Here is a 22,770-nt window from a genome sequence, read left to right on the forward strand (position 1 = left end):
CTCCCCCAGCCTCCGGCCGGGGGTGCTCCCACAGCATCCTTTAGCTTCAGTGAATCCCAGGCGTTGGCCAGCGTGCGGACTGCCTGCGGGGAGACCCCTGCGTACCCCCGAGCCCTGGCCGTCCGGCGACTATCCGAACGATCGGGCTGGGGATTTCACAAGCCAAGACAGACGCGAGCCCCTGGCATACGGCCAGGCCAGCCCAGCCGCCCTACCGCCATCCACCCCGTGCGGCTCTCCACCAGGTGGGCGGGCACCAGGGTGATCGTTCTTTTTCTTCCCCCCACCGACCTAGCCTCGCCAATCCGGCCGGAGGGGGCGCGTAGGGGGCCATCCCCGCAGGCAGCCGGGAGCCCCCGGTTCACCAACACACCCTGGGCGACGTACACGGTGCCGAGGAGTTGGCCCCCTGCGCGCCCCCGCCCCACAACGAACCCATGCGAGCCAAACGTCAACCCACCACCCCCGCGCGAAGCGCACCACAAACCCAGGATTGCCAAGCCCCCCACCTGGGCAAGGTGCCCCCGTGCCAGCACCCCCCCCGAAAGACGCGCCGAAGGCGCATTGGCACTCCGCTTGACCGAGTGCTAACCGCGTCATAGTCTCGGCTCTGGCACTCTCCACCGGGGAGTGCCAAACACAGCGACGGGCAGGTCCGGCACCCGCGACGACGGATCGACCTGGTCGCCACCTCAGACAGTTAACCCCGTGAGATCTCCGAAGGGGGAGGTCGGATCGTGACGACCGCCAGCTCCAAGGTTGCCATCAAGCCGCTCGAGGACCGCATCGTGGTCCAGCCGCTCGACGCCGAGCAGACCACGGCTTCGGGCCTGGTCATTCCCGACACCGCGAAGGAGAAGCCCCAGGAGGGCGCCGTCCTCGCCGTGGGTCCGGGCCGCTTCGAGAACGGCGAGCGCCTGCCGCTCGACGTCCAGGTGGGTGACGTCGTTCTCTACAGCAAGTACGGCGGCACCGAGGTGAAGTACAACGGCGACGAGTACCTCGTCCTCTCGGCGCGCGACGTGCTCGCGATCATCGAGAAGTAATTCACCGAAGATTGCCTTGATCTGCGCCCCTGGTTCCCGCGTCTAAACAACCGGTTTCCCGGGGCGCAGTTCGTTGCAGAGAACGACTAAGGACACGTAACTCATGGCGAAGATCCTGAAGTTCGACGAGGACGCCCGTCGCGCCCTTGAGCGCGGCGTCAACAAGCTTGCCGACACCGTGAAGGTGACGATCGGCCCCAAGGGCCGCAACGTCGTCATCGACAAGAAGTTCGGCGCCCCGACCATCACCAACGACGGTGTGACCATCGCCCGTGAGGTCGAGGTCGACGACCCGTACGAGAACCTCGGCGCGCAGCTGGTGAAGGAGGTGGCGACCAAGACCAACGACATCGCTGGTGACGGCACCACCACCGCCACCGTGCTGGCGCAGGCGCTGGTCCGTGAGGGTCTGCGCAACGTCGCCGCGGGCGCTTCCCCGGCCGCCCTGAAGAAGGGCATCGACGCCGCGGTCAAGGCCGTGTCCGAGGACCTCCTCGCGACCGCCCGCCCGATCGACGAGAAGTCCGACATCGCCGCCGTCGCCGGTCTGTCCGCCCAGGACAAGCAGGTCGGCGAGCTGATCGCCGAGGCGATGGACAAGGTCGGCAAGGACGGTGTGATCACCGTCGAGGAGTCCAACACCTTCGGTCTGGAGCTGGACTTCACCGAGGGCATGGCCTTCGACAAGGGTTACCTCTCGCCCTACATGGTCACCGACCAGGAGCGGATGGAAGCGGTCCTGGAGGACCCGTACATCCTGATCCACCAGGGCAAGATCGGCTCGATCCAGGACCTGCTGCCGCTGCTGGAGAAGGTCATCCAGGCCGGCTCCTCCAAGCCGCTGCTGATCATCGCCGAGGACGTCGAGGGCGAGGCCCTGTCGACCCTGGTCGTCAACAAGATCCGCGGCACGTTCAACGCCGTCGCCGTCAAGGCGCCCGGCTTCGGCGACCGCCGCAAGGCGATGCTCGGTGACATGGCCGCGCTGACCGGCGCGACCGTCATCGCCGAGGAGGTCGGCCTCAAGCTCGACCAGGCCGGTCTGGACGTGCTGGGCACCGCCCGCCGCGTGACCGTCACCAAGGACGACACGACCATCGTGGACGGCGGCGGCAACTCCGCCGACGTCGAGGGCCGCGTCAACCAGATCAAGGGCGAGATCGAGTCCACCGACTCGGACTGGGACCGCGAGAAGCTCCAGGAGCGCCTGGCGAAGCTGGCCGGCGGCGTCTGCGTGATCCGTGTGGGTGCGGCCACCGAGGTCGAGCTCAAGGAGAAGAAGCACCGTCTGGAGGACGCCATCTCCGCGACCCGCGCCGCGGTCGAGGAGGGCATCGTCTCCGGTGGTGGCTCCGCCCTGGTGCACGCCGCCAAGGTGCTGGAAGGCTCCCTCGGCAAGGAGGGCGACGAGGCCACCGGTGTCGCCGTGGTCCGCCGCGCCGCCGTCGAGCCGCTGCGCTGGATCGCCGAGAACGCCGGCCTGGAGGGCTACGTCATCACCTCGAAGGTGGCGGAGCTGGACAAGAACCAGGGCTTCAACGCCGCGACCGGCGAGTACGGCGACCTGGTGAAGGCCGGCGTCATCGACCCGGTCAAGGTCACCCGCTCGGCGCTGGAGAACGCCGCGTCGATCGCCTCGCTGCTGCTCACGACCGAGACCCTGGTCGTCGAGAAGCCGGCCGAGGAGGAGCCCGAGGCCGGTCACGGCCACGGCCACGCCCACTGAGGCAGCTCACAGCCGTTCGAGGCCCGGCCCCCTTTCGAGGGGACCGGGCCTCGTCCCGTTGACGGGGCTCCCCGCCGTCACCCCGCGGAGCCGTCGGCGAGCGCCGCCCGGACGATACGGACCGCCTCGTCGGTGTCGATGCTGGCGCGGGCGACGACGGCGGCGAACTCGGCGGCGGCGCGGCGAGCCCGTTCGCGTCCCTTCTCGCCGGCCGCTGACACGAACGATCCGGCCGCTCCGCGGGTCTCGATCAGCCCCGCCTCCTCCAGTTCCCGGTAGGACCGGCCGACGGTGTTGGCGGCCAGGCCGAGGTCCGCGGCCAGGCGTCGGATGGCCGGCAGCCGGGTGCCCACGGCCAGTGTGCGGTCCTGGATCTGCCGGGCGAGCTGGGCCCGGAGCTGCTCGAACGGCGGGACGGGGGAGGCCGGGTCGATGACGATCATCGGTCTCACCGGGCGCTCATGACGTGCTGTGCCACCGTGGAGCTCGGTGCGGTCCGCGCTGTGATCAGGGCGAGCGCGATGACGCTCAGGGCGACGAAGGCGATCCAGGCGACGGTCCACCAGCCGAGCCCGGTGGCGAGCACCGACACGGTCGGCAGGCACCACACCACGGAGGGGGTGGCGACGTGGCGGGCGTCCTCGACCCGCAGGGTGACGTCGGCGGTCAGCGAGCTTGCGTCGTCGGCCACGACCGGGCGCTCCAGCACATGGCGCAACTGGACGAGCATGCCGGCCGCGAGCCCGCCCAGCCCGATGAGCAGGAGGGCCGCCGCGTACCGCGCGGTGGAGTCCTGCACGGTCAGGGCATGGATCGCCAGCGCCGTCGCGCCCGCGAACGTCACCACCGCGAAGGCGGCACGCGGCCCGCCGAGCACGGTGCGCCAGCCGAGCCGGACCGGGTGGGCCGCCCGTCGCGGCAGCGTCGCCGCGGCCCGCCGGTCGGCCTGCCGCACCCGCCGGTCCAGCAGCGACTGGGCCAGCACCAGCCCGGCCACCACCGCCGTCGGGATCAGCAGCGACCAGTGCCGGAGAGGCCCGGGCCCGTCCACCGCGTCGCCGTCGGGGCGGTGGACGGTGTAGATGAGGGAGACCGCGATGATGAACGCGGCCAGCAGGACATCAGCGGCGAGGCGGGCGCCTCGCCGGGCCGCCAGGCGTGTGGCCAGCAACGGTGTCGGCCGGTCGTCGGGCAGGCCGTGGTGGGCCAGCCACGCGCCGGCCCGTTCGAGGTCGACCGGCCGTACCGACCGGTCGTGGTGCGGAGTCGTTCCTTTCGGCATGACGCCTCCTTGCCTCAACCCTTGTCTCAACACGGTGCGACAAGGCTTGCGACAAGTCAATGGTGAAGTGGCCGCCCGCGGGCGCTACTTGACGGCGCTGGGGACGGTGGGTGGCCTTCAGTGCCGGCCTTGGCTCCGGCCTCAGGCCGACCGCCCGAGCCCTTCCGGACGTACGGGATCCATGAACGGCGATCCCTGCGTGTACCGCTCCAGTTCGTCCAGGGCCTGGTCGGCCATGCGGTGCAGTTCGCCGCCGAGGGAACCGGCGACGTGCGGGGTGAGCAGGACGTTGGGCAGGTCGTAGAGGGGGGAGTCGGGGTGCGGGAGCTCGGGGTCCGTGACGTCGAGTACGGCGTTGATACGGCCGGAGACCAGCTCGGGGAGCAGGGCCGTTCCGTCGACGAGGGTGCCGCGGGCGGTGTTGATCAGGGTGGCGCCGTCGGGCAGAAGGGCCAGCCGCCGGGCGTCGAGCAGGTGGTGGGTCGCGGGCAGTTGCGGCGCGTGGACGGTGATCACGTCGGAGGCGGCGCAGAGGTCGTCCAAGGGGGCGAGGGCGACGCCGAGACGGTCGGCTTCGGTCTCGTCCACGTACGGGTCGTGGAGGAGGACCGTCAGGTCGAAGGGGCGCAGGAGTTCGATGACGCGGCGGCCGATGCGGGAGGCGCCGATCACGCCCACGGTGCGGCGGTGGTTGCCGGCGCCGTCCAGTTCCCGGAGCCAGTCGTGGGGGGCGCGCAGCGCGCGGTAGCGGTGTGCGGAGTGCAGGACGCGCTTGTTGGCGAAGAGGATCGCGGCGAGCGTGTACTCGGCGACGGGCTGCGCGTTGGCGGCGGCCGCCGAGGCGACGGTGATGTCGCGGTCCCAACAGGCCGCGGTGACATGGGGTTTGACCGACCCGCCGGCGTGGACGACGGCGCGCAGGCGCGGGGCCCGGTCGAGGACGGCGGCGGTCAGCGGGGTCGCTCCCCACGACGTCAGGAGGACCTCGGCGTCGGCCAGTGCGGCGGCCACGGCCGGGGGCGGGTCGGCCAAGTCGTGGGCCACCAGGCCGGGGTCGGTGCGGGCGAGGGCTGTCAGACGGACGCGGTGCCGGTCGGCGAACAGGCGCCCGGCGAGGCCGGGTTCCATCGCGAGCAGCAGCGCGGGGAGGGATCGTGCCTGGTCAGGCCGATTGTCAGTGGTGTGGTGCATGGTGGAAGCGTGCTCCTGGTTCGGGGCGTCATCTGACGCTTCCGGCGGCGAGTCCGGCCTTCCAGTGCCGCTGGAGGGTCACGAAGGCGATGATCAGGGGGACGACGGCGAGGAGGGAGCCGGTGACGACGAGGGGGTAGAAGGACGGCTCGCCGTGCGCGTTGCCGTTCCAGGCGTACAGGCCGAGGCTCACGGGGAAGAGCCGCTGGTCGGAGAGCATCACGAGGGGGAGGAAGAAGTTGTTCCAGATCGCGGTGAACTGGAAGAGGAAGACGGTCACCAGGCCCGGCGCGACCATACGCAGGCCGATGGACCAGAAGACGCGCAGCTCGCCCGCGCCGTCGATACGGGCCGCTTCCAGCGCCTCGTCCGGGATGTAGCCGGCGCTGAAGACCCGCGCCAGGTATACGCCGAACGGGTTGACGAGTACGGGCACCAGCACCGACCAGTAGGTGTTGACCAGGCCGGTCCGGCTGGCCAGCAGATAGAGGGGGAGGGCCAGCGCCGTGGTGGGGACCAGCACGCCGAGCAGGACGACGCCGAACAGCTTCTCCTTGCCCGGGAACCGGTACTTGTCGAAGGCGTAACCGGCGGCCACGCAGATCAGGGCGCAGAGCGCGGCGCCGACGCCCGCGTAGAGCAGGCTGTTGGCGTACCACCGGAAGTAGATGCCGCCGCCCTCCGAGGCGAGGCGGGAGAGGTTGCCGGACAGGTCGAAGCCCTCGAAGGACAGGGCGTCCCCGGCCAGCAGGCCGCCCGCGTCCTTGGTGGCGGCGGTGACCAGCCAGACGAGGGGGAGGAGCGTGTAGAGGACGGCGAGGCCGAGGGCCGCATTGACGGCGGCGGGGGACAGCCAGCGGCCGCGCGGACGGCGGTCGGCGGCGCGTACGGACGGGGTGCGGGACGGGCGTACGGGCGCGGAGGCAAGGGCCGTCGGGCCCGGGCCGGTGACGGCGGTGCGGGGTGGGGGCGCCATCAGGGCCTGCCCTTCGGGTGGGCGAGCGGGGCAGGGGACGCGTCTGGGTGAGCGAGGGGCGTACGGGACGGGACCGGGTGGGTGAGCGGGGTACGGGGAGCGGCCGGCAGGCGGCGGCCGGGCCGGGGTGACCGGCCGGGCCTGGCGGACCGGCCGGAGAGACGGGTGACGGCGAAGGACAGCAGCGCGGCGACGAGGGCGAGCAGGACGGAGGAGGCGGCCGCGAGGCCGTAGTCGTTGCGGGCGAAGGCGGCGGTGTAGGCGTACATGTTCGGCGTCCAGGAGGAGGTGACGGCGGAGCCGGACCCCTGGTTGAGGATCAGCGGCTCGGTGAAGAGCTGGAGCGAGCCGATGACGGTGAAGAGGGCCACCATGACGAGGGAGGAGCGGATGAGGGGGATCTTGATACCGGTCGCGACGCGCCAGGCGCCCGCGCCGTCCACCGTCGCGGCCTCGATCACCGAGCGGTCCACGGCCTGGAGGGCGGCGTAGAAGATGACCATGTTGTAGCCGAGCCACTCCCACAGGGCGATGTTGACGACCGAGGGCAGCGCCCCGGCGGGGGACAGGAAGTCGACGCCGGCGCCGCCGGACTCCAGCGCGGCCACGACCGGGCTGAGCTGGGGCGTGTAGAGGTAGACCCAGATCAGGGCGGCGATGATGCCGGGCACGGCGTGCGGCAGGAAGAGGGCGAGCTGGAAGACGCGCCGGGCGCGGGCGAGGGCGGAGTCCAGGAGCAGGGCCAGTGTCAGCGCACCGGCCAGCAGGAGGGGGAGGTAGAGGGCGCAGTAGCCGAGCAGGACGAGGAAGCCGTCGCGGAAGGCGTGGTCGCCGAGCGCCGCCGCGTAGTTGCCGAGTCCGCTGAAGACCGTGTGCGTACCGCCGAAGCCGAGGCCGGACTGCTGCTCGGTGAAGAGGCTGAGCCAGACCGCGTACCCGACCGGGAGGACCATGACCACGGCGAACAGGGCGAAAAAGGGGGTGAGCAGGACGGTGACGGCCCGCGCCTTGGCGTTCACCGGCCCATGACCTTCAGGCCGCGCTTCCTCAGTTCACGTACCGTCGCGTCGCTGCCGGCGCGTACGGCGGCGGCGAGCGAGCCCGTGCCGCCGCCCGCGCCCGCGACCTTGCCGAACTCGTCCTTGAGCGTGGTGTTGGTGGTGCCGGTGGCCGGGCCCCAGCCCCACTTCCCGTCGACCGAGGCGGCCGCGGCGTCGAAGAGGGCGTAGACGTCCTGGCCGCCGTAGTAGCGGGTGTCGAACGCCCGCCGGGCGACCGGGCGCAGCGCCGCGGCGGCCGGGTAGGCACTGGACTCGCCGGAGGCGACCCGGGCCCGGACCGCGTCGGCGGAGGTGGACATCCAGGTCGCGAACCGCACCGCGGCCTCGGTGTGGCGGCTGCTCTTGGTCACGGCGGTCGTGGAGCCGCCGAGCATGCCGCTGGCGGGCCGGCCGTCCCAGCTCGGCACGGGCGCCGCGGCCCACTTGCCGCTCTGGTCGGGCAGGGTGCCCTTCAGGACGCCCGCGCCCCAGGAGGCGCCGAGGTAGCCGACGGTGGCGCCGCTCTTGAGCGAGTTGGTCCACCCGGGGCTGAAGGAGACGTGGGTGTGCACCAGGCCGTCCTTGAGAAGGCCCTGCCAGTAGTCGGTGACCTTCCTGGTCGCCGGGTCGGTGGTGTCCAGCTTCCAGGAGTCGCCCTGGGTGGCGAACCAGTGGGCGCCGGCCTGCCAGACCATCGCCTCGAAGGTGGTCGGGTCGTCGGGGAAGAAGGTGCCGATGCGCGCCCTCGGGTCGGCCTTCTTCACGGCGGCGGCAGCGGAGCGGAAGGCGTCCCAGGTCCGCGGCACCTCGATCCTGTGCCGGGTGAAGAAGTCCTTGCGGTAGTAGAAGACCTGCGGCGCGGCGTCGAAGGGGACGGCCCAGTTCCGGCCGCCGAGGGTGGTGAGCCGGACGGCCTGCGGCAGCAGCTTCCGCTTCAGTTCCGGCGTCACGTACGGGGTGATGTCCTTGACGGCGCCCTGGCTGACGAACTCGGGGAGCGTCGGGTACTCGACGCTGACCAGGTCGGGCGCGTTGCCCGCCTTGACCGCGTTGGAGATCTTGGCGTACCCGCCCGCGGTGCCCGAGGGGATCTCCTCGAACCGTACCTTCGTGTCGCGGTGGGTGGCGTTGAACGCGTCCACGGCCTGTCGCGTGCCCTTGGTCCAGCCCCAGTACGTGAGGGTGACGGTGCCTTCGCTCCCGGCGGCGCCACCGCCGCCGCAGGCCGTCAACAGGGCCAGGGCGGTGAGGCCGCCGGCCAGCGCGAGCGTCGTTCTGCTCCAACTTGGGCTCATGGCACGGCTCCTGAGCATGAGGGAGGGCGCGGCGCGAAGGTGATGGCCGCGATCCGCGATCCTTGGGCCGGCCTTGAGCGAAGTCAAGAGCGAAAGATTGATTGATCGAAAAAAGAACAGGATGGGGGAGGCGGGTGTGGCGTCCGGGGGTGGCCGGACGGCGGGTGGCGGTCAGGCGGGGTGGAGCGGGTGGAGCGGGTGGACCGGTGGCGGTCAGGCGGGGCGGGAGCCGTCGCCGCCCTCGCCTGACCCCGTACCGCTTCCCGCGCCCGTACCGCTTCCCGCCCCGCACGAAGCGCGGACCCGTAGGGTCGGCAGCAGGGTGAGGTGGCGCCGCGGCCCCGGCTCTCCGAGACCTCCGGGACCTTCCCCGCCCGGCTCCCCGCCGCCTGCCGCCCCGTCCCCGCCCCCGACGCCCCGCTCGCGCAGCCGGTGCATCAGCAGGCCGGCGGCCTGCCGCCCCACCTCCCGCTTGGGCGGCGCCACGGCCGTCAGCGGCGTGTCCGCCAGCGCCGCCACCTCGTCGTCGTACGCGACCAGGGCCAAGTCGCGCGGCACCCGTACGCCCAGTTCCGCGAGCCGCTGCACGATCTGGATCGCGTCCACGTCGTTGTGCACCAGCGCCGCCGTCGCCTCCCCCGAGGCCACCGCCGCCCGTAGCTCCCGTACGGCCCGCTCGAAGCCCGCCGGGTCCAGATCGGCGGGCACCGACCCGATCGCCGGCCGCGGCCGCGGCACGCCGAGGGCGCGCAGCGCCGCGTCGTACCCCTCGCGCACGGCGAGCGCCGTCGGGCTGTCGGCGCGGGCCACCAGCAGCGGCGCGGGGTGTCCACGGGCGATCAGGTGGCGCAGCGCGAGCAGCACCCCGTGGCCGTGGTCCGAGCACACCCGGTCCAGCCCCGCCAGCGGGCTGTCCGGCGGCACGCTGCGCTCCAACAGCACGACGGGCACGGGGAGTCCGGCGACCCAGCCGCCGTACTCGGCCGGGTCGCCCGGCCCGCGCCAGCCCGGCGCGACGAGCAGCCCTTCGGCCCCGGCGGACAGCAGCCCCTCGGCGCGCACCGGGTCCTCCTCGGGCCGGTAGCCGGATATCCGCAGGACCAGCCGGGCCCCGGCCCGCGCCGCGGCCTCGTGGGCGCCGCGGATCACGTCGGCGAAGTAGTACGTGGCCGAGGGCGCCAGCAGGCCCAGCACCGGCCCCTCGGCGGCGGGCGCGTGGCCGTCGGCGGCGCGGTCGTGCCGCCGGGGCCAGGACACCGCGCCGTGCACCCGGTCGAGCAGGCCCTTGCCGGTCAGCGTCTCGACGTCGCGCCGTACGGTGACGGGCGAGACGCCGAGCTGGTCGGCCAGGTCGGTGACGCGGGCCGAGCCGCGTTGCCGTACCAAGGACAGCAGGCGGTCATGACGTTGCACAGCACGCTCGCGCACGGCGGCAGCCCCCTCGCGGTGTGGTGGACCCGGACCGGTGACGGCCGGGACGGCGGGCGGTCCCGATCCCGGCCCCGATCCCGGCTCCGGTCCCGGCTCCGGTCCCGGTCCAGGCCCCGGCTCCGGTCCCGGTCCAGGCCCCGGCCCCGGCTCCGGTCCGTCTCCAGGGTGAAAAGGTGAAGACGCACCCTAGTCCAGCGTGATCGAGCCGCCCAGTAAACGGTCGTTCGATCAGGTGCTCTTGACGTTCGATCGCGGCGAGTTGAGGATTCCTGGGGTCGTCGACCGTAAGGGAAGCGCTCATGACCGTGCCCCAGCCCCCGCAGCCCGCCCAGCCCTCACAGCCCGTTCAGCCCACCGGCCGGAAGTCCGGCGCCCTTCCGCCGGAGGACCGCGAGCGCAGCCCGTACACCGGCTGGACCCGTGCGCACTGGGAGGCCACGGCCGACAGCCTCCTGCAAGCGGTCACTCCGTACGCGTCACCCCGGAACGGCCTCGTCAACCTCCCGGGCGCCCGCCCCAGTTGGTCGGGGCCGCGCTCGGACGGTCTGGAAGGCTACGCGCGCACCTTCCTCGCGGCCGCCTTCCGGGTGGCCGGCAGCGGCGGCCGGGACCCGCACGGCTACCTGGCACGGTACGGCGAAGGGCTCGCCGCGGGCACCGGGCACCCGGTGACCGAACCCGGGCTCGACGGCAAGCACCCCGACGCCTGGCCGGTCATCCCGGACACTCGGCAGGCCATCGTCGAGTCCGCCTCCATCGCCCTCGGCCTGCGGCTGACCCGCCCCTGGCTCTGGGACACCCTGGACGACGAGGTCCGCACCCGGGCCGTGGACTGGCTGCTGCCCGCTCTCGACCCGCCGCCCATCGACAACAACTGGTGGCTGTTCGGCCTGACCGTCGGCGGTTTCCTCCTCGACGCGGGCGTCGAGACGGAACGCGCGCAGGCGTCCGTCGACCGCGCGCTGGAGCGCATCGACGGCTGGTACCGGGGCGAGGGGTGGTACAGCGACGGCGACAACCAGGCGTTCGACCACTACAACGGCTGGGCGCTGCATTTCTATCCCGTCCTGCACGCCCATCTCTCCGGCGACCGCGCGCTGCTCGACACGTACGGCGAGCGGCTGCGCGCCCACCTCGACGGCTACCGCCGCATGTTCGACGCCAACGGCGCGCCGATGCCCTTCGGCCGCTCCCTCACCTACCGCTTCGCCACCCTCGCCGCGCCCTGGCTCGGCGCCCTCACCGGCCACACCCCGCTCACCCCCGGCGCCACCCGCCGCCTCGCCTCCGGCACCCTGCGGCACTTCATCGACCACGGCGCGGTGACGGACGAGGGCCTCCTGCCGCTCGGCTGGTACGGCCCGTACGCGCCGATGCTCCAGGGCTACTCGGGGCCCGCCTCCCCGTACTGGGCGTCCAAGGGGCTGCTCGGCCTGCTGCTGCCGGACGGCCACCCCGCCTGGACCGAGCGCGAGGAGCCGCTGCCCGCCGAGACCAAGGACGCCGTCACCACGCTGCGCGCGCCCGGTCTGCTCGTGCAGTCCACGGCGGCCGACGGGCTGGTCAGGCTGCACAACCACGGCAGCTCCTCGGTCTTCGGCCCGGCCGACCCGAACTACGCGCGGTTCGCCTACTCGACGCGTACGGGGCCGTCGGCCGCGGAAGAGACCGTGGCGGTCGTGGACACGTCGGCGAACCCCGGCTCCGACACCACCCCCGCCGCGACCCCGGACAACCACTTCGCGCTGCTCGTGGACGGCACACCCACCGGCCGCGGCCCGGTCGAACCGCTGGGCAGCGGCCCCGGCTGGGCCGCCTCGGCGCACACCCCGCGCCGCGCGGACGGCTCCGAACTCGCCGGAGTACGGGTCCTGTCCGCGACCCTGGCGCACGGCCGCGCCGAGGTGCGCGTCCACCTCGTCACCGGGGCCGCGCCCGGCACCCCCGTACGGCAGACCGGCTGGGCCGTCCCGGACGACGGACCGGCCGCCCAGCTGCACGCCGTACACGGCTTCACGAAGGACGCCGGACAACCGCGGACCGTGCCGACCGGCAGCACGCCCTTCGGGGAGCGCACCAGCACCGCCTGCCTCGACGGCACGGTGCCCGACGCCCCCGAAGGCGCCCTGTTCGTCTCGATCGCCTCGCTCACCGCCGAGCCCGGCCCGGAACCGGCCCGCACCCTGGCCGAGGTCCGGCTCAGCGGCTCCCACGACATCCACGTGACCTGGAAGGACGGCACCACCAGCGCCCTGACCCTGACCGCGGACACCGCCACCGCCCCGTAACGGAGGCCCACGGACCATGAGACCCGGAACAGGTACCGGAGCAGGAACCGGAACAGGTACCGCACCATGAGACCCGGGCCGCGCGCCGCCGCGCGCGCGACACCCACCGTGCTCGTCCTGTCCGCCGCGCTCACGCTCGTCACAGCCCCCGGCGCGCGCGCCGCCGACCGCCCCTCCGCTTCGGCAGGCCACGTCTTCCACGTCGATTGCGCCGCGCCCGCCGGGGGCGACGGCTCGCGCGCCCGCCCCTGGTCCTCCCTGGCCCAGGCCAACGCCCAGCCGTACGGCCCCGGTGACCGCCTGCTGTTCCGCCGCGGCAGTACCTGCACCGGCACCCTCGCCCCCAGGGGCGAGGGCTCCGCCACCGCGCCCTTCACCATCGCCGACTACGGGAGCGCCGCCGCCCGTGCCCGACTGGACGGCGCCGGCGCCCACGACACCGTGCTGCTGGCCAACACGCAGTACGTACGGCTCAGCGCGCTGGAAATCGTCAACGCGGCACGTCCCGGCAGCGAACGCAACGGCGTACGGCTGCGCCTGACCGACTACGGCACCGCCCGCGGGATCGCGGTCACCGGGCTGTACGTGCACGACGTACGCGGCGGCGACGCCAAGACCCTGACCGGATCCAGCGGTGTCCACGTCGCGGTGGAGGGCACCGCACGGCCCAGCCGCTACGACGGACTGGAGATCGCCGGGAACCGCATCGAGGACGTCGACCGGGAGGGCGTGTACTTCAAGTCCACCTGGTCCCGGCGCCCCCTCGTCGGCAACCAGCAGGACCCGCACACCTACCCCGGCGCCTGGACCCCGAGCACCCGGGTCCGCGTCCACCACAACACCCTCAGGTCACTGGCGGGCGACGGCATCAAGCTGGACACCACGGCGGGCGCCGTCGTCGAGCACAACCGGGTGGACGGCTTCCAGCTCCGCTCGCCCTCGGCCAACGCGGGAGTCTGGACGTTCAACACGGACGACACCCTCGTCCAGTTCAACGAGGTCTCCGGCGGTGGCAACACACACGACGGCATGTCCTTCGACGCGGACGGCGCCTCCCGGAACACGGTGTTCCAGTACAACAACAGCCACGACAACGCGGGCGGCTTCCTGCTGCTGTGCCCGTACAGCGGCGCCAAGACCGTCGGCACCACCGTCCGCTACAACGTCAGCCGCAACGACGGCGCACGGCTGATCCAGAACTGTGCCGGCCCCGTCCTCGACACCCGCATCTACAACAACAGCTTCCTGAACACGACCCGCATCCCCGCCTACCTGGTCCAGGACGACACCACGTCCCCCACCACCACCGACCACCGGCTGACCATCCGCAACAACATCTTCGCCAGCCGCGGACAGGGCGGCTACGCCCTCAAGAACCCCACACCCGGCCTGCGCTTCGACCACAACGTCTTCCACGGCCTGCCACCGGCGCACCTGCCCGCCAACCCCGGCGGCACCACGGCCGACCCCGGACTGCGCGACGACTTCCGTCTCACCGCCGGGTCACCTGCCCACGCTGCCGGACAGCACGTCGCGGGCAACGGCGGCCGCGACTACTTCGGCACACCGCTGCCCGCCGGAGCCCCCACCATCGGCGCATACGAGGGCCCCGGCGTCCGCTGACGACTCCAGGACGGTACGGGCCGAGGGCGCCTCACCCACGGCCCGTACCGCACCGCGTCACTGCGGCCCGTACTTGCGTCCCGTCTTCGACGTGATCCCGCCGAGCAGGTTGCGCGGCGCCAGCTTCGCCACGCCCATCAGCGCCTTGTAGCGCGGGTCCGGGATGGACAGCGACTTGCCGCGCGCGAGGTCCTTCATCGCAGCGTCCACCAGCTTGTCGGCGTCCAGCCACATCCAGTCGGGGATGCTGTCCGTCCCCATTCCGGCCCGCTCGTGGAACTCGGTCCGCACGAAGCCCGGGCACAGCGCCATCAGCCGTACGTTGCTGCCCGCCAGGTCGCGGGCGGCGCCCTGGGTGAACTGCACGACCCACGCCTTGCTCGCCCCGTACGTGCCGCGCGGCACGAACGCAGCCACCGAGGCCACGTTGACGACCCCGCCGCGACGCCGCTCGCGCATCCCCTTCAGCGCCTCCGACGTCAGCCGCAGCACCGCCTCGCAGTGCACCTTGAGCATCTTCAGCTCGTCGGCCATCGGCACGTCCAGGAACTCGCCCTTGTTGCCGAAGCCCGCGTTGTTGACCAGCAGGTCCACCGGATGGGTGCGGTCGCCGAGCCGCTGCTCGACCGCGGCGATGCCGTCCTCCGTCGCCAGGTCGGCGACCAGCACGGACACCTCGACGCCGTGCCGGTCGTGCAGCTCGGTGGCCTGCTCGCGCAGCCGCTTCTCGTTGCGCGCCACGAGCACCAGGTTGTGGCCGTCGCCCGCCAGCCGGCGGGCGAAAGCGGCGCCGATGCCCGCCGTCGCTCCCGTAATCAATGCAGTCGTCATACGGGCACGCTATCCGCATCCGCGTACGCCACTCGCCCCGGCCGGTACCCGCCGGCCGGGGTACGGGCGCCCCGTTCAGCCGGGTTCAAGCCTCTTGTGCGCGGATGTACTTGAGCGCCCATTCGCGCAGCTCGGGGTGGAGTGCCGCCCCCGCCTCCAGGAGCCGCGGCAGCACCTCGCGCCCCGTGGTCATGCCGCGGAAGGCGAGGGCGATCGTCACGTCGTGGTCCGGGCGGTGCTCGACGGTGATCGTGTCCCCGGCCCGGACCTGGCCCGGCTCCAGGACCCGCAGGTACGCGCCGGGCGCACCGGCCCGCGTGAAGCGCTTGATCCAGCCAGGTTCGCCCAGCCGCCCCTGGAAGGTCATGCAGGGGATGCGCGCGGAGGTCACCTCCAGCAGCAGCCGAGGGCCCACGCGCCAGCGTTCGCCGATCAGCGCGTGCGTCACGTCCAGGCCGCTGGTGGTGAAGTTCTCCCCGAACATCCCGGCGGGCAGCGTCCGGCCCAGCTCCTTCTCCCAGGCGTCCAGATCCTCGCGGGCGTACGCGTACACCGCCTGGTCGTCGCCGCCGTGATGCCGGAGATTGACCACCGCGTCCCCGGCCAGACCGCTGCCGGCGACCCCCTTGGGGCCGGGCGCGGAGACCGCCACCGGTCCGTCGACGGGCTGCTTTCCGATGCCCGTACTGCCCGTGGCGCCGGGGTACTCCATGGGCCCCGGCCGCCCCACGTTCACAGACAGAAGCTTCATGGCGGCACGCTACTGGCATCCAGCCAAAGTCGCGAGTCATTATTTCCCGCTCGCCCCAAGGTCCGCTTATGCTCGAAGCATGATCGAGGCCCGTCATCTCCGTGTACTGCGCGCCGTCCACCGGACCGGCTCCTTCTCCGCCGCCGCCCGCGAGCTGGGCTGCACCCAGCCCGCCGTCAGCCAGCAGATGAAGGCCCTCGAACAGTCGGCGGGCACCCCGCTGCTGATCCGTACGGGCCGCGAGATGCGGCTGACGCAGGCGGGCGAGGCGCTGGTACGCCACGCCACCGGCATCCTGGCCGGGCTGACCGCCGCCGAGGAGGAGGTCGCCGCCATCGCCGGGCTGCGCGCCGGGCGGGTACGGCTGGTCTCCTTCCCCTCCGGCAGCTCGACGCTGGTGCCCGCCGCCCTGGCCGCCATGCGCGCCGACCACCCCGGCACCCGAGTCTCCCTGGTCGAGGCCGAGCCGCCGCGCTCGGTCGAGATGCTGCGCAACGGCGACTGCGAGATCACGCTGGCCTTCCGCTACCCGGAGGTGCGCGGCGCGGACCCCGCCGCCGAGGCGGAGTGGGACGACCTGGTCGTCCGGCCGGTCCTGGTCGACCGGCTGGTGGGCCTGGTCCCGGAGACGCACCGGCTGGCCGGCGCCGGGACGGCGGGCTACGCCGACCTGGCCGGCGAGCCGTGGATCGCGGGCTGCCCGCGCTGCCGGCGGCACCTGGTCGAGGTCTGCGAGGGGGCCGGCTTCACGCCGCGCATCGACTTCGCGACGGACGACTACCCGGCGGTGATCGGGCTGGTGGGCGCGGGTCTGGGCGTCGCCGTACTGCCGGAGCTGGCGCTGGAGTCGGTACGGCACAAGGGGGTCCGTACGGTCGCGATGGAGCCGTGCGTGCAGCGCGAGGTCGTGGCGCTCACCCTGCCGGACCTCGCCCAGGTCCCGGCGGTCGAGGCGATGCTCGGGCGGCTGGCGGGCGCGGTCGGGGACTGAGGCGGCGGGACGGGGCGGCGGAACGGGTCGGCCGCTGAGGCGTCCGGGGGCGGCAGGCCGCAGACGGCAGACGGCAGACGGCAGGCGACAGACGACAAGACGGCAGACGGCAGGTCGCAGGTGGCGCGCGGCGAGGCGGCGGGGACCCGGCCCGACTGCCGACTGCGCCGATCGGGTGAAGTTGTCGAAGAAACGTTTCTTCAGTCCGTGTGCTCAGCCACCCCCGGCACCGGGGTGCCCCATCGCCGCCGTCGCCGGCACCAGCCGGTGCCGCGCCCGGCCCATCAGCTCTTCGCGCTCGTCCTCCGTCAGCCCGCCCCACACCCCGTACGGCTCGCGGACCGCGAGGGCGTGCGCCGCGCACTGGGCGCGCACCGGGCAGCGCATGCACACCTCTTTCGCCGAGGTCTCACGCGCGCTGCGGGCGGCACCGCGTTCGCCCTCGGGGTGGAAGAAGAGGGAACTGTCCACGCCACGGCACGCGGCGAGCAGCTGCCAGTCCCAGAGATCTGCGTTCGGGCCCGGAAGGCGCGAGAAATCTGCCATTGCTAGTCCCCTCGAAGCGATACCGGTTCGGGCTCGGTGCTCACGACCGTACATCTACTGTCTAAGTAGATGTAAATATGACTCATTGCGAATCTAGCCACAGACACCGTTAAAACGGAAGAAAAGCCACCAAATAGGGCATAGCGCCATGAAGGAGGGCGATCTACGGCCGCACATCTTCTGCGTGTCCGGGCCCTCACGTAGAGTGCCGAAGGCGGCTGTCCAACCCGTAACTCTTTCGAGTGACCGTCGTTGGAAGGGCGGAAGCGGTTGGCGGAGGTAGGTCTCGGGCAGGTGTCCGAGGCGGTCGATCGCTCAGGTGACGATACGTACCAGCCTGGAGGCTCAAGGTGACGCGCAGCAGCTGTGAGAGCCGCGGAGGACCGTCATGACATCCGTCCTCGTCTGTGACGACTCCCCGCTTGCCCGAGAGGCGCTCCGCCGCGCGGTCGCGACCGTGCCCGGTGTAGAGCGTGTGACGACGGCGGCCAACGGCGAGGAAGTCCTCCGCCGCTGGGGCGCCGATCGCTCCGACCTGATCTTGATGGACGTGCGGATGCCCGGGCTGGGCGGAGTCGAGACGGTGCGCCGGCTGCTCTCCGCCGACCCGGGCGCCCGCATCATCATGCTCACGGTCGCCGAGGATCTGGACGGGGTCGCCCTGGCGGTCGCGGCCGGCGCCCGCGGCTATCTGCACAAGGACGCCTCACGCGCCGAGCTGCGCGCGACGGTCACCCAGGCGCTCGCGGACCCCACCTGGCGGCTCGCGCCGCGCAGGCTGCGGTCCGCCGAGATGGGTGCCGCGCCGACGCTCACCGCGCGCGAGATCCAGGTGCTGGAGGGCATGAGTCACGGCCGCTCCAACGCGGAGATCGGACGTGAGCTGTTCCTCTCCGAGGACACGGTCAAGACCCACGCCCGGCGGCTGTTCAAGAAGCTCGGCGCCTCCGACCGGGCCCATGCGGTCGCGCTCGGATTCCGCTGGGGTCTGGTCCGCTAGGACGGCCGTGACGTGCAGCGATGCGGGGGAATGAGGGTCCCCGCCCGCCGCGTGGCGGGCGGGGTGGCAGGAGGTCCCGCAGGTGCCGGTCCGGGAGCGGAATCCCGGTTCGGCGCGCGGTGCCGCATCCTTGAGGTATGGAGTTCCTCGGGGACGGGCCGATCCGGTGCGAGGGGAGGGCGCGGGAGATGACAGCCGGCGCACCTGCCGCGCATAACGCTTCGGTGCACAAGTACGGACCTGATGCCGCGGATCGCGCCGCGCCAAGGCACCATGGACCGATGCGCGATGACGGGATTCAGGAGATCGGCGATCTCGTCGCACGCGCCGTGGAAGGGGATCGCCGGGCCACCCACGACCTGCTGGCCCATGTGCATCCCCTCGCCCTGCGCTACTGCCGCACCCGGCTGTCCCGGCTGCCGGGTGACGCGCGGCACTTCGTGGAGGACCTGGCGCAGGAGGTCTGCGTCGCGGTGCTCTGCGCGCTGCCGCGCTACCGGGACACCGGAAAGCCGTTCGAGGCGTTCGTCTTCGCCATCGCCGCCCACAAGGTCGCCGACCTCCAGCGGGCCGCGATGCGCGGCCCCGGCAGCACGGCCGTGCCGTCCAACGAGATGCCCGAGAAGCCGGACGACTCGCTGGGCCCCGAGGAGCGGGCGCTGCTCAGCAGTGACGCCGAGTGGGCCAAGAAGCTGCTGGCCAACCTGCCGGAGAACCAGCGTGAGCTGGTGCTGCTGCGGGTCGCGGTCGGGCTGACGGCCGAGGAGACCGGACAGATGCTGGGGATGTCGCCGGGCGCGGTGCGAGTCGCGCAGCACCGGGCGCTGAGCCGGCTTCGGGCGCTGGCCGAGCAGTGACCGGACCGGCGGGGCGCGGCGTGCCCCGGTGGCGTTCCGGTGCCCGGCGAAAGGGCTGCCCGGCCCCGGTGGAGGCCGGGGCGGCCGGACGCCGTGCGGGAACGTACAGTCGAAGAAACGTACAGCCGTAGGAACGTACGTCCGTGCCGCGGCCATTTCATAGGAACGCACAAGTGATGCGCTCCTCACCGGTTGTGGAATGAGACGCCTGTGGTGGCCGTTAGCATGGGTGTCCGCGCTGAGGCAAGACCATTTGGGAAGGTGTCATGACTGACAACGTCGACGGAATGCCCGCCAAATTCGCGATGCTCGGTCTGACATATGACGACGTGCTGCTGCTGCCCGGCGCCTCCGAGGTGCTGCCGAACGCGGTCGACACGGCGTCCCGGGTCTCGCGCAACGTGAAGGTCAACATCCCGCTGCTGTCCGCCGCGATGGACAAGGTCACCGAGGCGCGGATGGCGATCGCCATGGCGCGGCAGGGCGGCGCGGGCGTGCTGCACCGCAACCTGTCCATCGAGGACCAGGCCAATCAGGTCGACCTGGTCAAGCGCTCCGAGTCCGGCATGGTCACCGACCCGATCACGGTCCGCCCGGACGCCACCCTCGTCGAGGCGGACGCGCTCTGTGCGAAGTTCCGCATCAGCGGGGTGCCGGTCACCGACCCGGCGGGCAAGCTGCTGGGCATCGTCACCAACCGCGACATGGCCTTCGAGCTGGACCGCAGCCGCCAGGTGCGCGAGGTCATGACCCCGATGCCGCTGGTCACCGGCAAGGTCGGCATCTCCGGCGAGGACGCCGTCGAGCTGCTCCGCCGCCACAAGATCGAGAAGCTGCCGCTGGTCGACGACGCGGGCGTGCTCAAGGGCCTGATCACGGTCAAGGACTTCGTGAAGGCCGAGAAGTACCCGAACGCGGCCAAGGACTCCGAGGGCCGGCTGGTCGTCGGTGCCGCGGTGGGCGTCGGCGACGAGGCGTTCGACCGCGCCCAGGCGCTGGTCGAGGCCGGTGCGGACTTCCTGGTCGTGGACAGCGCGCACGGCCACAGCCGCGGCATCCTCGACATGATCGCCAAGGTGAAGTCCAACGTCCGCGTCGACGTGGTCGGCGGCAACGTCGCCACCCGTGACGGCGCCCAGGCGCTGATCGACGCCGGTGCGGACGGCATCAAGGTCGGTGTCGGCCCGGGCTCGATCTGCACCACCCGTGTGGTCGCCGGTGTCGGCGTGCCGCAGGTCACCGCGATCTACGAGGCCGCGCAGGCCGCGAACGCGGCGGGCGTGCCGCTGATCGGCGACGGCGGCCTGCAGTTCTCCGGCGACATCGCCAAGGCCATCGCGGCCGGCGCCGACACGGTCATGCTGGGCTCGCTGCTGGCCGGCTGCGAGGAGTCGCCGGGCGAGATGGTCTTCATCAACGGCAAGCAGTTCAAGTCGTACCGCGGCATGGGCTCGCTCGGCGCGATGCAGTCCCGCGGCCAGGCGCGCTCCTTCTCCAAGGACCGCTACTTCCAGGACAACGTCCTCTCCGAGGACAAGCTGGTCCCCGAGGGCATCGAGGGCCAGGTCCCCTACCGCGGCCCGCTCGGCTCGGTGGCCCACCAGCTCGTCGGCGGCCTGCGCGCCTCCATGGGCTACGTCGGCTCCGCGAGCATCGAGGAGCTGAAGGACAAGGGCCGCTTCGTCCGCATCACGGCGGCGGGCCTGAAGGAGAGCCACCCGCACGACGTGCAGATGGTGACCGAGGCGCCGAACTACGCGCGGCGGTGAAGCCGGTAGGCTTGGGGCGCCTGTTCAAGGGGGTCAGATGTTGTACTCGGTGAGCTACAGCGAACGCGCGGCCCAGATCCGCGACAGTTTGCCCGAGGACCACAGGGCTCTGCTGGAGCGGGGCCTCAAGAAGCTGGCGGACGACCCGCGGCCGAAGATCTCGATACCGATCTCGAACGACGAGAACACCCGGTCGCTGGCGCTCACCCAGAACATCGCGATCGAGTACGTCATCAGCGAGGGCCTGCTGATCGTCCTTGTGGTCCATGTCGTGGACACATCGCAGGTACTCCTCGAAAACGAGGAGTGATCAAGCCCTGATACGTCCCCAGCGTCCCCGGTCGGGGATACTGGGGACGTAATCGTATGGAAGGGCCACACACGTGACTGAGATCGAGATCGGGCGCGGCAAGCGCGGCCGCCGGGCGTACGCCTTCGACGACATCGCCGTCGTACCGAGTCGGCGCACCCGCGACCCGAAGGAGGTCTCGATCGCCTGGCAGATCGATGCCTACCGTTTCGAGCTGCCGTTCCTGGCGGCCCCGATGGACTCGGTCGTCTCCCCGCAGACCGCGATCCGCATCGGTGAGCTGGGCGGCCTGGGCGTACTGAACCTGGAAGGGCTCTGGACGCGCTACGAGGACCCGGAGCCGCTGCTCGCGGAGATCGCGGAGCTGGACGGCGAGGCCGCCACCAAGCGGCTCCAGGAGATCTACGCCGCGCCGATCAAGGAAGAGCTGATCGGGCAGCGCATCAAGGAGGTGCGCGACTCCGGTGTCGTCACCGCCGCCGCGCTCTCGCCGCAGCGCACGGCCGAGTTCTCCAAGGCCGTCGTGGACGCGGGCGTGGACATCTTCGTGATCCGCGGCACCACCGTCTCCGCGGAGCACGTCTCCTCGGCCGCCGAGCCGCTGAACCTGAAGCAGTTCATCTACGAGCTGGACGTCCCGGTGATCGTCGGCGGCTGCGCCACGTACACCGCGGCCCTGCACCTGATGCGCACCGGCGCGGCGGGCGTGCTCGTCGGCTTCGGCGGCGGCGCCGCGCACACCACCCGTAACGTGCTCGGCATCCAGGTGCCGATGGCGACCGCGGTGGCCGACGTGGCCGCCGCCCGCCGGGACTACATGGACGAGTCCGGCGGCCGCTACGTCCACGTCATCGCCGACGGCGGCGTGGGCTGGTCCGGCGACCTGCCCAAGGCCGTCGCCTGCGGCGCGGACGCGGTCATGATGGGCTCGCCGCTGGCGCGCGCCACCGACGCGCCGGGCCGCGGCCACCACTGGGGCATGGAGGCCGTCCACCCGGACGTGCCGCGCGGCAAGCGGATGGACCTGGGTGCGGTCGGCACCACCGAGGAGATCCTGTGCGGTCCCTCGAACACGCCGGACGGTTCGATGAACTTCTTCGGCGCGCTGCGCCGGGCGATGGCGACCACCGGCTACTCCGAGCTCAAGGAGTTCCAGCGGGTCGAGGTGACGGTCGCGCCGTCGCAGCACGACAACCGCTGAGGCACGACGCCCGGACGCCGAAGGGCCCGGACCGCACACCTCGTGCGGTCCGGGCCCTTCGGCGTGCGCGCGGGGTGTCAGGCGCCCAGCTTCTTCGCGACCTGGAAGCCGCCGGCCGCCGCCAGCAGGTAGAAGACCACGTCGATCGCGCCGAGGTACTCCTTCCACACGGTGTGAACCAGGTCGAAGTGGTCGAAGACGGTCTCGGTGAGCGGGGCGCGCAGGGCGTCGGACGTGATCAGGGCCATGCCGAAGACCTGGCCGAGGTAGAGCCCGAGCAGGCCGAGCACCGCGCCGACCACGGGCAGCGCGGCGTTGCGGCCGCCCACCTTGCCCATGACGGCGCCGATCAGAGCGCCGACGGCGAGCGCCGCGTAGCCGATCGAGGCGCCGTCGACGGCCTTGAGGACCGCGCCGTAGACGCCGGCCGCGACCAGCGTGGTGACGACACCGAGCGCGACGGCCAGGCCGGCGTTGCCCTGGCGGGCGGCCGGCGGGGCCATCGGTGCCGGGAAGCCGCCCGGTGCGGGAGCGCCGTACGGAGCCTGCTGCGGCTGGTGGGGCTGCTGCGGCTGCTGAGGCGCGGGCGGCATGGACTGGCTCATGAAGATTCCCC

21 protein-coding genes are annotated in these 22,770 nt (G+C 72.1%); 10 read left to right on the plus strand and 11 right to left on the minus strand.

Annotated features, from left to right (window positions below; genetic code table 11):
* Positions 1 to 737: 737 nt before the first annotated feature.
* Together groES and groL are read left to right on the plus strand one after the other, a co-directional pair.
* Positions 738 to 1,046 (plus strand): co-chaperone GroES, encoded by a 309-nt coding sequence (gene groES, locus JXZ78_RS29300; RefSeq protein ID WP_030022440.1) that lies wholly within the window; start codon positions 738 to 740, stop codon positions 1,044 to 1,046.
* 103 nt (positions 1,047 to 1,149) lie between these two features.
* The gene (gene groL / locus JXZ78_RS29305; protein ID WP_030022439.1) at positions 1,150 to 2,772 is read left to right on the plus strand and encodes a chaperonin GroEL; all 1,623 of its coding nucleotides are present in this window, start codon (positions 1,150 to 1,152) and stop codon (positions 2,770 to 2,772) included.
* Positions 2,773 to 2,849: 77 nt separating this feature from the next.
* Here groL and JXZ78_RS29310 read toward each other — a convergent pair whose 3' ends face one another.
* From JXZ78_RS29310 to JXZ78_RS29340, 7 genes are all read right to left on the minus strand, one after another.
* The gene (locus tag JXZ78_RS29310; RefSeq protein WP_030022438.1) at positions 2,850 to 3,215 is read right to left on the minus strand and encodes a GntR family transcriptional regulator; all 366 of its coding nucleotides are present in this window, start codon (positions 3,213 to 3,215) and stop codon (positions 2,850 to 2,852) included.
* A gap of 5 nt (positions 3,216 to 3,220) precedes the next feature.
* Positions 3,221 to 4,054 (minus strand): hypothetical protein, encoded by an 834-nt coding sequence (locus tag JXZ78_RS29315; protein WP_238783452.1) that lies wholly within the window; start codon positions 4,052 to 4,054, stop codon positions 3,221 to 3,223.
* A 141-nt stretch (positions 4,055 to 4,195) separates the two neighbouring features.
* Positions 4,196 to 5,245: a hydroxyacid dehydrogenase gene (locus JXZ78_RS29320; protein ID WP_030022436.1), complete on the minus strand. Its 1,050-nt coding sequence runs from the start codon at positions 5,243 to 5,245 to the stop codon at positions 4,196 to 4,198.
* A gap of 28 nt (positions 5,246 to 5,273) precedes the next feature.
* Entirely contained in the window at positions 5,274 to 6,221 is a 948-nt protein-coding gene (locus JXZ78_RS29325) for a carbohydrate ABC transporter permease (RefSeq protein WP_238783453.1), read from the minus strand.
* The gene (locus JXZ78_RS29330) at positions 6,221 to 7,240 is read right to left on the minus strand and encodes a carbohydrate ABC transporter permease (RefSeq protein WP_238783454.1); all 1,020 of its coding nucleotides are present in this window, start codon (positions 7,238 to 7,240) and stop codon (positions 6,221 to 6,223) included. The genes JXZ78_RS29325 and JXZ78_RS29330 overlap by 1 nt, the downstream gene beginning before the upstream one ends.
* On the minus strand, positions 7,237 to 8,556 hold the full coding sequence (locus tag JXZ78_RS29335) for an ABC transporter substrate-binding protein (RefSeq protein WP_030022433.1): 1,320 nt from the start codon (positions 8,554 to 8,556) through the stop codon (positions 7,237 to 7,239). Before JXZ78_RS29335 ends, JXZ78_RS29330 begins: the two co-directional genes overlap by 4 nt.
* Before the next feature lie 213 nt (positions 8,557 to 8,769).
* Positions 8,770 to 9,984 (minus strand): LacI family DNA-binding transcriptional regulator, encoded by a 1,215-nt coding sequence (locus JXZ78_RS29340; protein ID WP_050502772.1) that lies wholly within the window; start codon positions 9,982 to 9,984, stop codon positions 8,770 to 8,772.
* A gap of 302 nt (positions 9,985 to 10,286) precedes the next feature.
* On the opposite strand from JXZ78_RS29340, the gene JXZ78_RS29345 reads away from it, so the two are divergent.
* Positions 10,287 to 12,275 (plus strand): DUF2264 domain-containing protein, encoded by a 1,989-nt coding sequence (locus JXZ78_RS29345; protein WP_050502771.1) that lies wholly within the window; start codon positions 10,287 to 10,289, stop codon positions 12,273 to 12,275.
* A gap of 66 nt (positions 12,276 to 12,341) precedes the next feature.
* Positions 12,342 to 13,898 (plus strand): right-handed parallel beta-helix repeat-containing protein, encoded by a 1,557-nt coding sequence (locus JXZ78_RS29350; RefSeq protein ID WP_106968859.1) that lies wholly within the window; start codon positions 12,342 to 12,344, stop codon positions 13,896 to 13,898.
* 57 nt (positions 13,899 to 13,955) lie between these two features.
* Here JXZ78_RS29350 and JXZ78_RS29355 read toward each other — a convergent pair whose 3' ends face one another.
* Positions 13,956 to 14,729 (minus strand): SDR family NAD(P)-dependent oxidoreductase, encoded by a 774-nt coding sequence (locus JXZ78_RS29355; RefSeq protein ID WP_030022428.1) that lies wholly within the window; start codon positions 14,727 to 14,729, stop codon positions 13,956 to 13,958.
* Positions 14,730 to 14,814: 85 nt separating this feature from the next.
* Entirely contained in the window at positions 14,815 to 15,480 is a 666-nt protein-coding gene (locus JXZ78_RS29360) for an MOSC domain-containing protein (RefSeq protein WP_030022427.1), read from the minus strand.
* A 79-nt stretch (positions 15,481 to 15,559) separates the two neighbouring features.
* Between JXZ78_RS29360 and JXZ78_RS29365 the strand changes: the two genes are divergently transcribed.
* Positions 15,560 to 16,471 carry a LysR family transcriptional regulator gene (locus JXZ78_RS29365; RefSeq protein WP_030022425.1) on the plus strand — a complete coding sequence of 304 codons (912 nt, stop codon included), beginning with the start codon at positions 15,560 to 15,562 and terminating at the stop codon, positions 16,469 to 16,471.
* A gap of 213 nt (positions 16,472 to 16,684) precedes the next feature.
* Here JXZ78_RS29365 and JXZ78_RS29370 read toward each other — a convergent pair whose 3' ends face one another.
* Positions 16,685 to 17,017, minus strand: a complete 333-nt coding sequence (locus JXZ78_RS29370; RefSeq protein WP_030022424.1) for a WhiB family transcriptional regulator — start codon at positions 17,015 to 17,017, stop codon at positions 16,685 to 16,687.
* A 388-nt stretch (positions 17,018 to 17,405) separates the two neighbouring features.
* On the opposite strand from JXZ78_RS29370, the gene JXZ78_RS29375 reads away from it, so the two are divergent.
* The 5 genes from JXZ78_RS29375 (at position 17,406) to JXZ78_RS29395 (ending at position 22,154) form a co-directional block, all read left to right on the plus strand.
* Positions 17,406 to 18,017 carry a response regulator transcription factor gene (locus tag JXZ78_RS29375; protein WP_003948568.1) on the plus strand — a complete coding sequence of 204 codons (612 nt, stop codon included), beginning with the start codon at positions 17,406 to 17,408 and terminating at the stop codon, positions 18,015 to 18,017.
* Positions 18,018 to 18,298: 281 nt separating this feature from the next.
* Positions 18,299 to 18,874, plus strand: a complete 576-nt coding sequence (locus tag JXZ78_RS29380) for a sigma-70 family RNA polymerase sigma factor (RefSeq protein ID WP_030022422.1) — start codon at positions 18,299 to 18,301, stop codon at positions 18,872 to 18,874.
* Positions 18,875 to 19,140: 266 nt separating this feature from the next.
* Entirely contained in the window at positions 19,141 to 20,643 is a 1,503-nt protein-coding gene (gene guaB / locus JXZ78_RS29385) for an IMP dehydrogenase (protein ID WP_030022420.1), read from the plus strand.
* A gap of 37 nt (positions 20,644 to 20,680) precedes the next feature.
* On the plus strand, positions 20,681 to 20,953 hold the full coding sequence (locus tag JXZ78_RS29390; RefSeq protein WP_030022419.1) for a hypothetical protein: 273 nt from the start codon (positions 20,681 to 20,683) through the stop codon (positions 20,951 to 20,953).
* A 73-nt stretch (positions 20,954 to 21,026) separates the two neighbouring features.
* A complete protein-coding gene (locus JXZ78_RS29395; RefSeq protein WP_030022418.1) occupies positions 21,027 to 22,154 on the plus strand; it encodes a GuaB3 family IMP dehydrogenase-related protein in 1,128 nt (375 codons plus the stop codon).
* Positions 22,155 to 22,231: 77 nt separating this feature from the next.
* Here the strand turns inward: JXZ78_RS29395 and JXZ78_RS29400 are convergent, their stop codons facing one another.
* On the minus strand, positions 22,232 to 22,759 hold the full coding sequence (locus tag JXZ78_RS29400; protein WP_030022417.1) for a hypothetical protein: 528 nt from the start codon (positions 22,757 to 22,759) through the stop codon (positions 22,232 to 22,234).
* Positions 22,760 to 22,770 lie beyond the last annotated feature (11 nt).

The organism is Streptomyces monomycini, assembly GCF_022271435.1.
In the GTDB taxonomy this organism is placed as follows: domain Bacteria; phylum Actinomycetota; class Actinomycetes; order Streptomycetales; family Streptomycetaceae; genus Streptomyces; species Streptomyces monomycini.

Excerpts from the sequence above, each read along its gene's own strand:
- JXZ78_RS29375 (WP_003948568.1), top strand. The coding sequence starts at position 17,406 with ATGACATCCGTCCTCGTCTGTGACGACTCCCCGCTTGCCCGAGAGGCG.
- guaB (WP_030022420.1), top strand. The coding sequence starts at position 19,141 with ATGACTGACAACGTCGACGGAATGCCCGCCAAATTCGCGATGCTCGGT.
- JXZ78_RS29370 (WP_030022424.1), bottom strand. The coding sequence starts at position 17,017 with ATGGCAGATTTCTCGCGCCTTCCGGGCCCGAACGCAGATCTCTGGGAC.
- JXZ78_RS29355 (WP_030022428.1), bottom strand. The coding sequence starts at position 14,729 with ATGACGACTGCATTGATTACGGGAGCGACGGCGGGCATCGGCGCCGCT.
- JXZ78_RS29345 (WP_050502771.1), top strand. The coding sequence starts at position 10,287 with ATGACCGTGCCCCAGCCCCCGCAGCCCGCCCAGCCCTCACAGCCCGTT.
- JXZ78_RS29365 (WP_030022425.1), top strand. The coding sequence starts at position 15,560 with ATGATCGAGGCCCGTCATCTCCGTGTACTGCGCGCCGTCCACCGGACC.
- JXZ78_RS29310 (WP_030022438.1), bottom strand. The coding sequence starts at position 3,215 with ATGATCGTCATCGACCCGGCCTCCCCCGTCCCGCCGTTCGAGCAGCTC.
- JXZ78_RS29360 (WP_030022427.1), bottom strand. The coding sequence starts at position 15,480 with ATGAAGCTTCTGTCTGTGAACGTGGGGCGGCCGGGGCCCATGGAGTAC.
- JXZ78_RS29315 (WP_238783452.1), bottom strand. The coding sequence starts at position 4,054 with ATGCCGAAAGGAACGACTCCGCACCACGACCGGTCGGTACGGCCGGTC.
- JXZ78_RS29335 (WP_030022433.1), bottom strand. The coding sequence starts at position 8,556 with ATGAGCCCAAGTTGGAGCAGAACGACGCTCGCGCTGGCCGGCGGCCTC.
- JXZ78_RS29400 (WP_030022417.1), bottom strand. The coding sequence starts at position 22,759 with ATGAGCCAGTCCATGCCGCCCGCGCCTCAGCAGCCGCAGCAGCCCCAC.
- JXZ78_RS29380 (WP_030022422.1), top strand. The coding sequence starts at position 18,299 with ATGCGCGATGACGGGATTCAGGAGATCGGCGATCTCGTCGCACGCGCC.
- groL (WP_030022439.1), top strand. The coding sequence starts at position 1,150 with ATGGCGAAGATCCTGAAGTTCGACGAGGACGCCCGTCGCGCCCTTGAG.
- JXZ78_RS29350 (WP_106968859.1), top strand. The coding sequence starts at position 12,342 with ATGAGACCCGGGCCGCGCGCCGCCGCGCGCGCGACACCCACCGTGCTC.
- JXZ78_RS29325 (WP_238783453.1), bottom strand. The coding sequence starts at position 6,221 with ATGGCGCCCCCACCCCGCACCGCCGTCACCGGCCCGGGCCCGACGGCC.
- JXZ78_RS29390 (WP_030022419.1), top strand. The coding sequence starts at position 20,681 with ATGTTGTACTCGGTGAGCTACAGCGAACGCGCGGCCCAGATCCGCGAC.
- JXZ78_RS29320 (WP_030022436.1), bottom strand. The coding sequence starts at position 5,245 with ATGCACCACACCACTGACAATCGGCCTGACCAGGCACGATCCCTCCCC.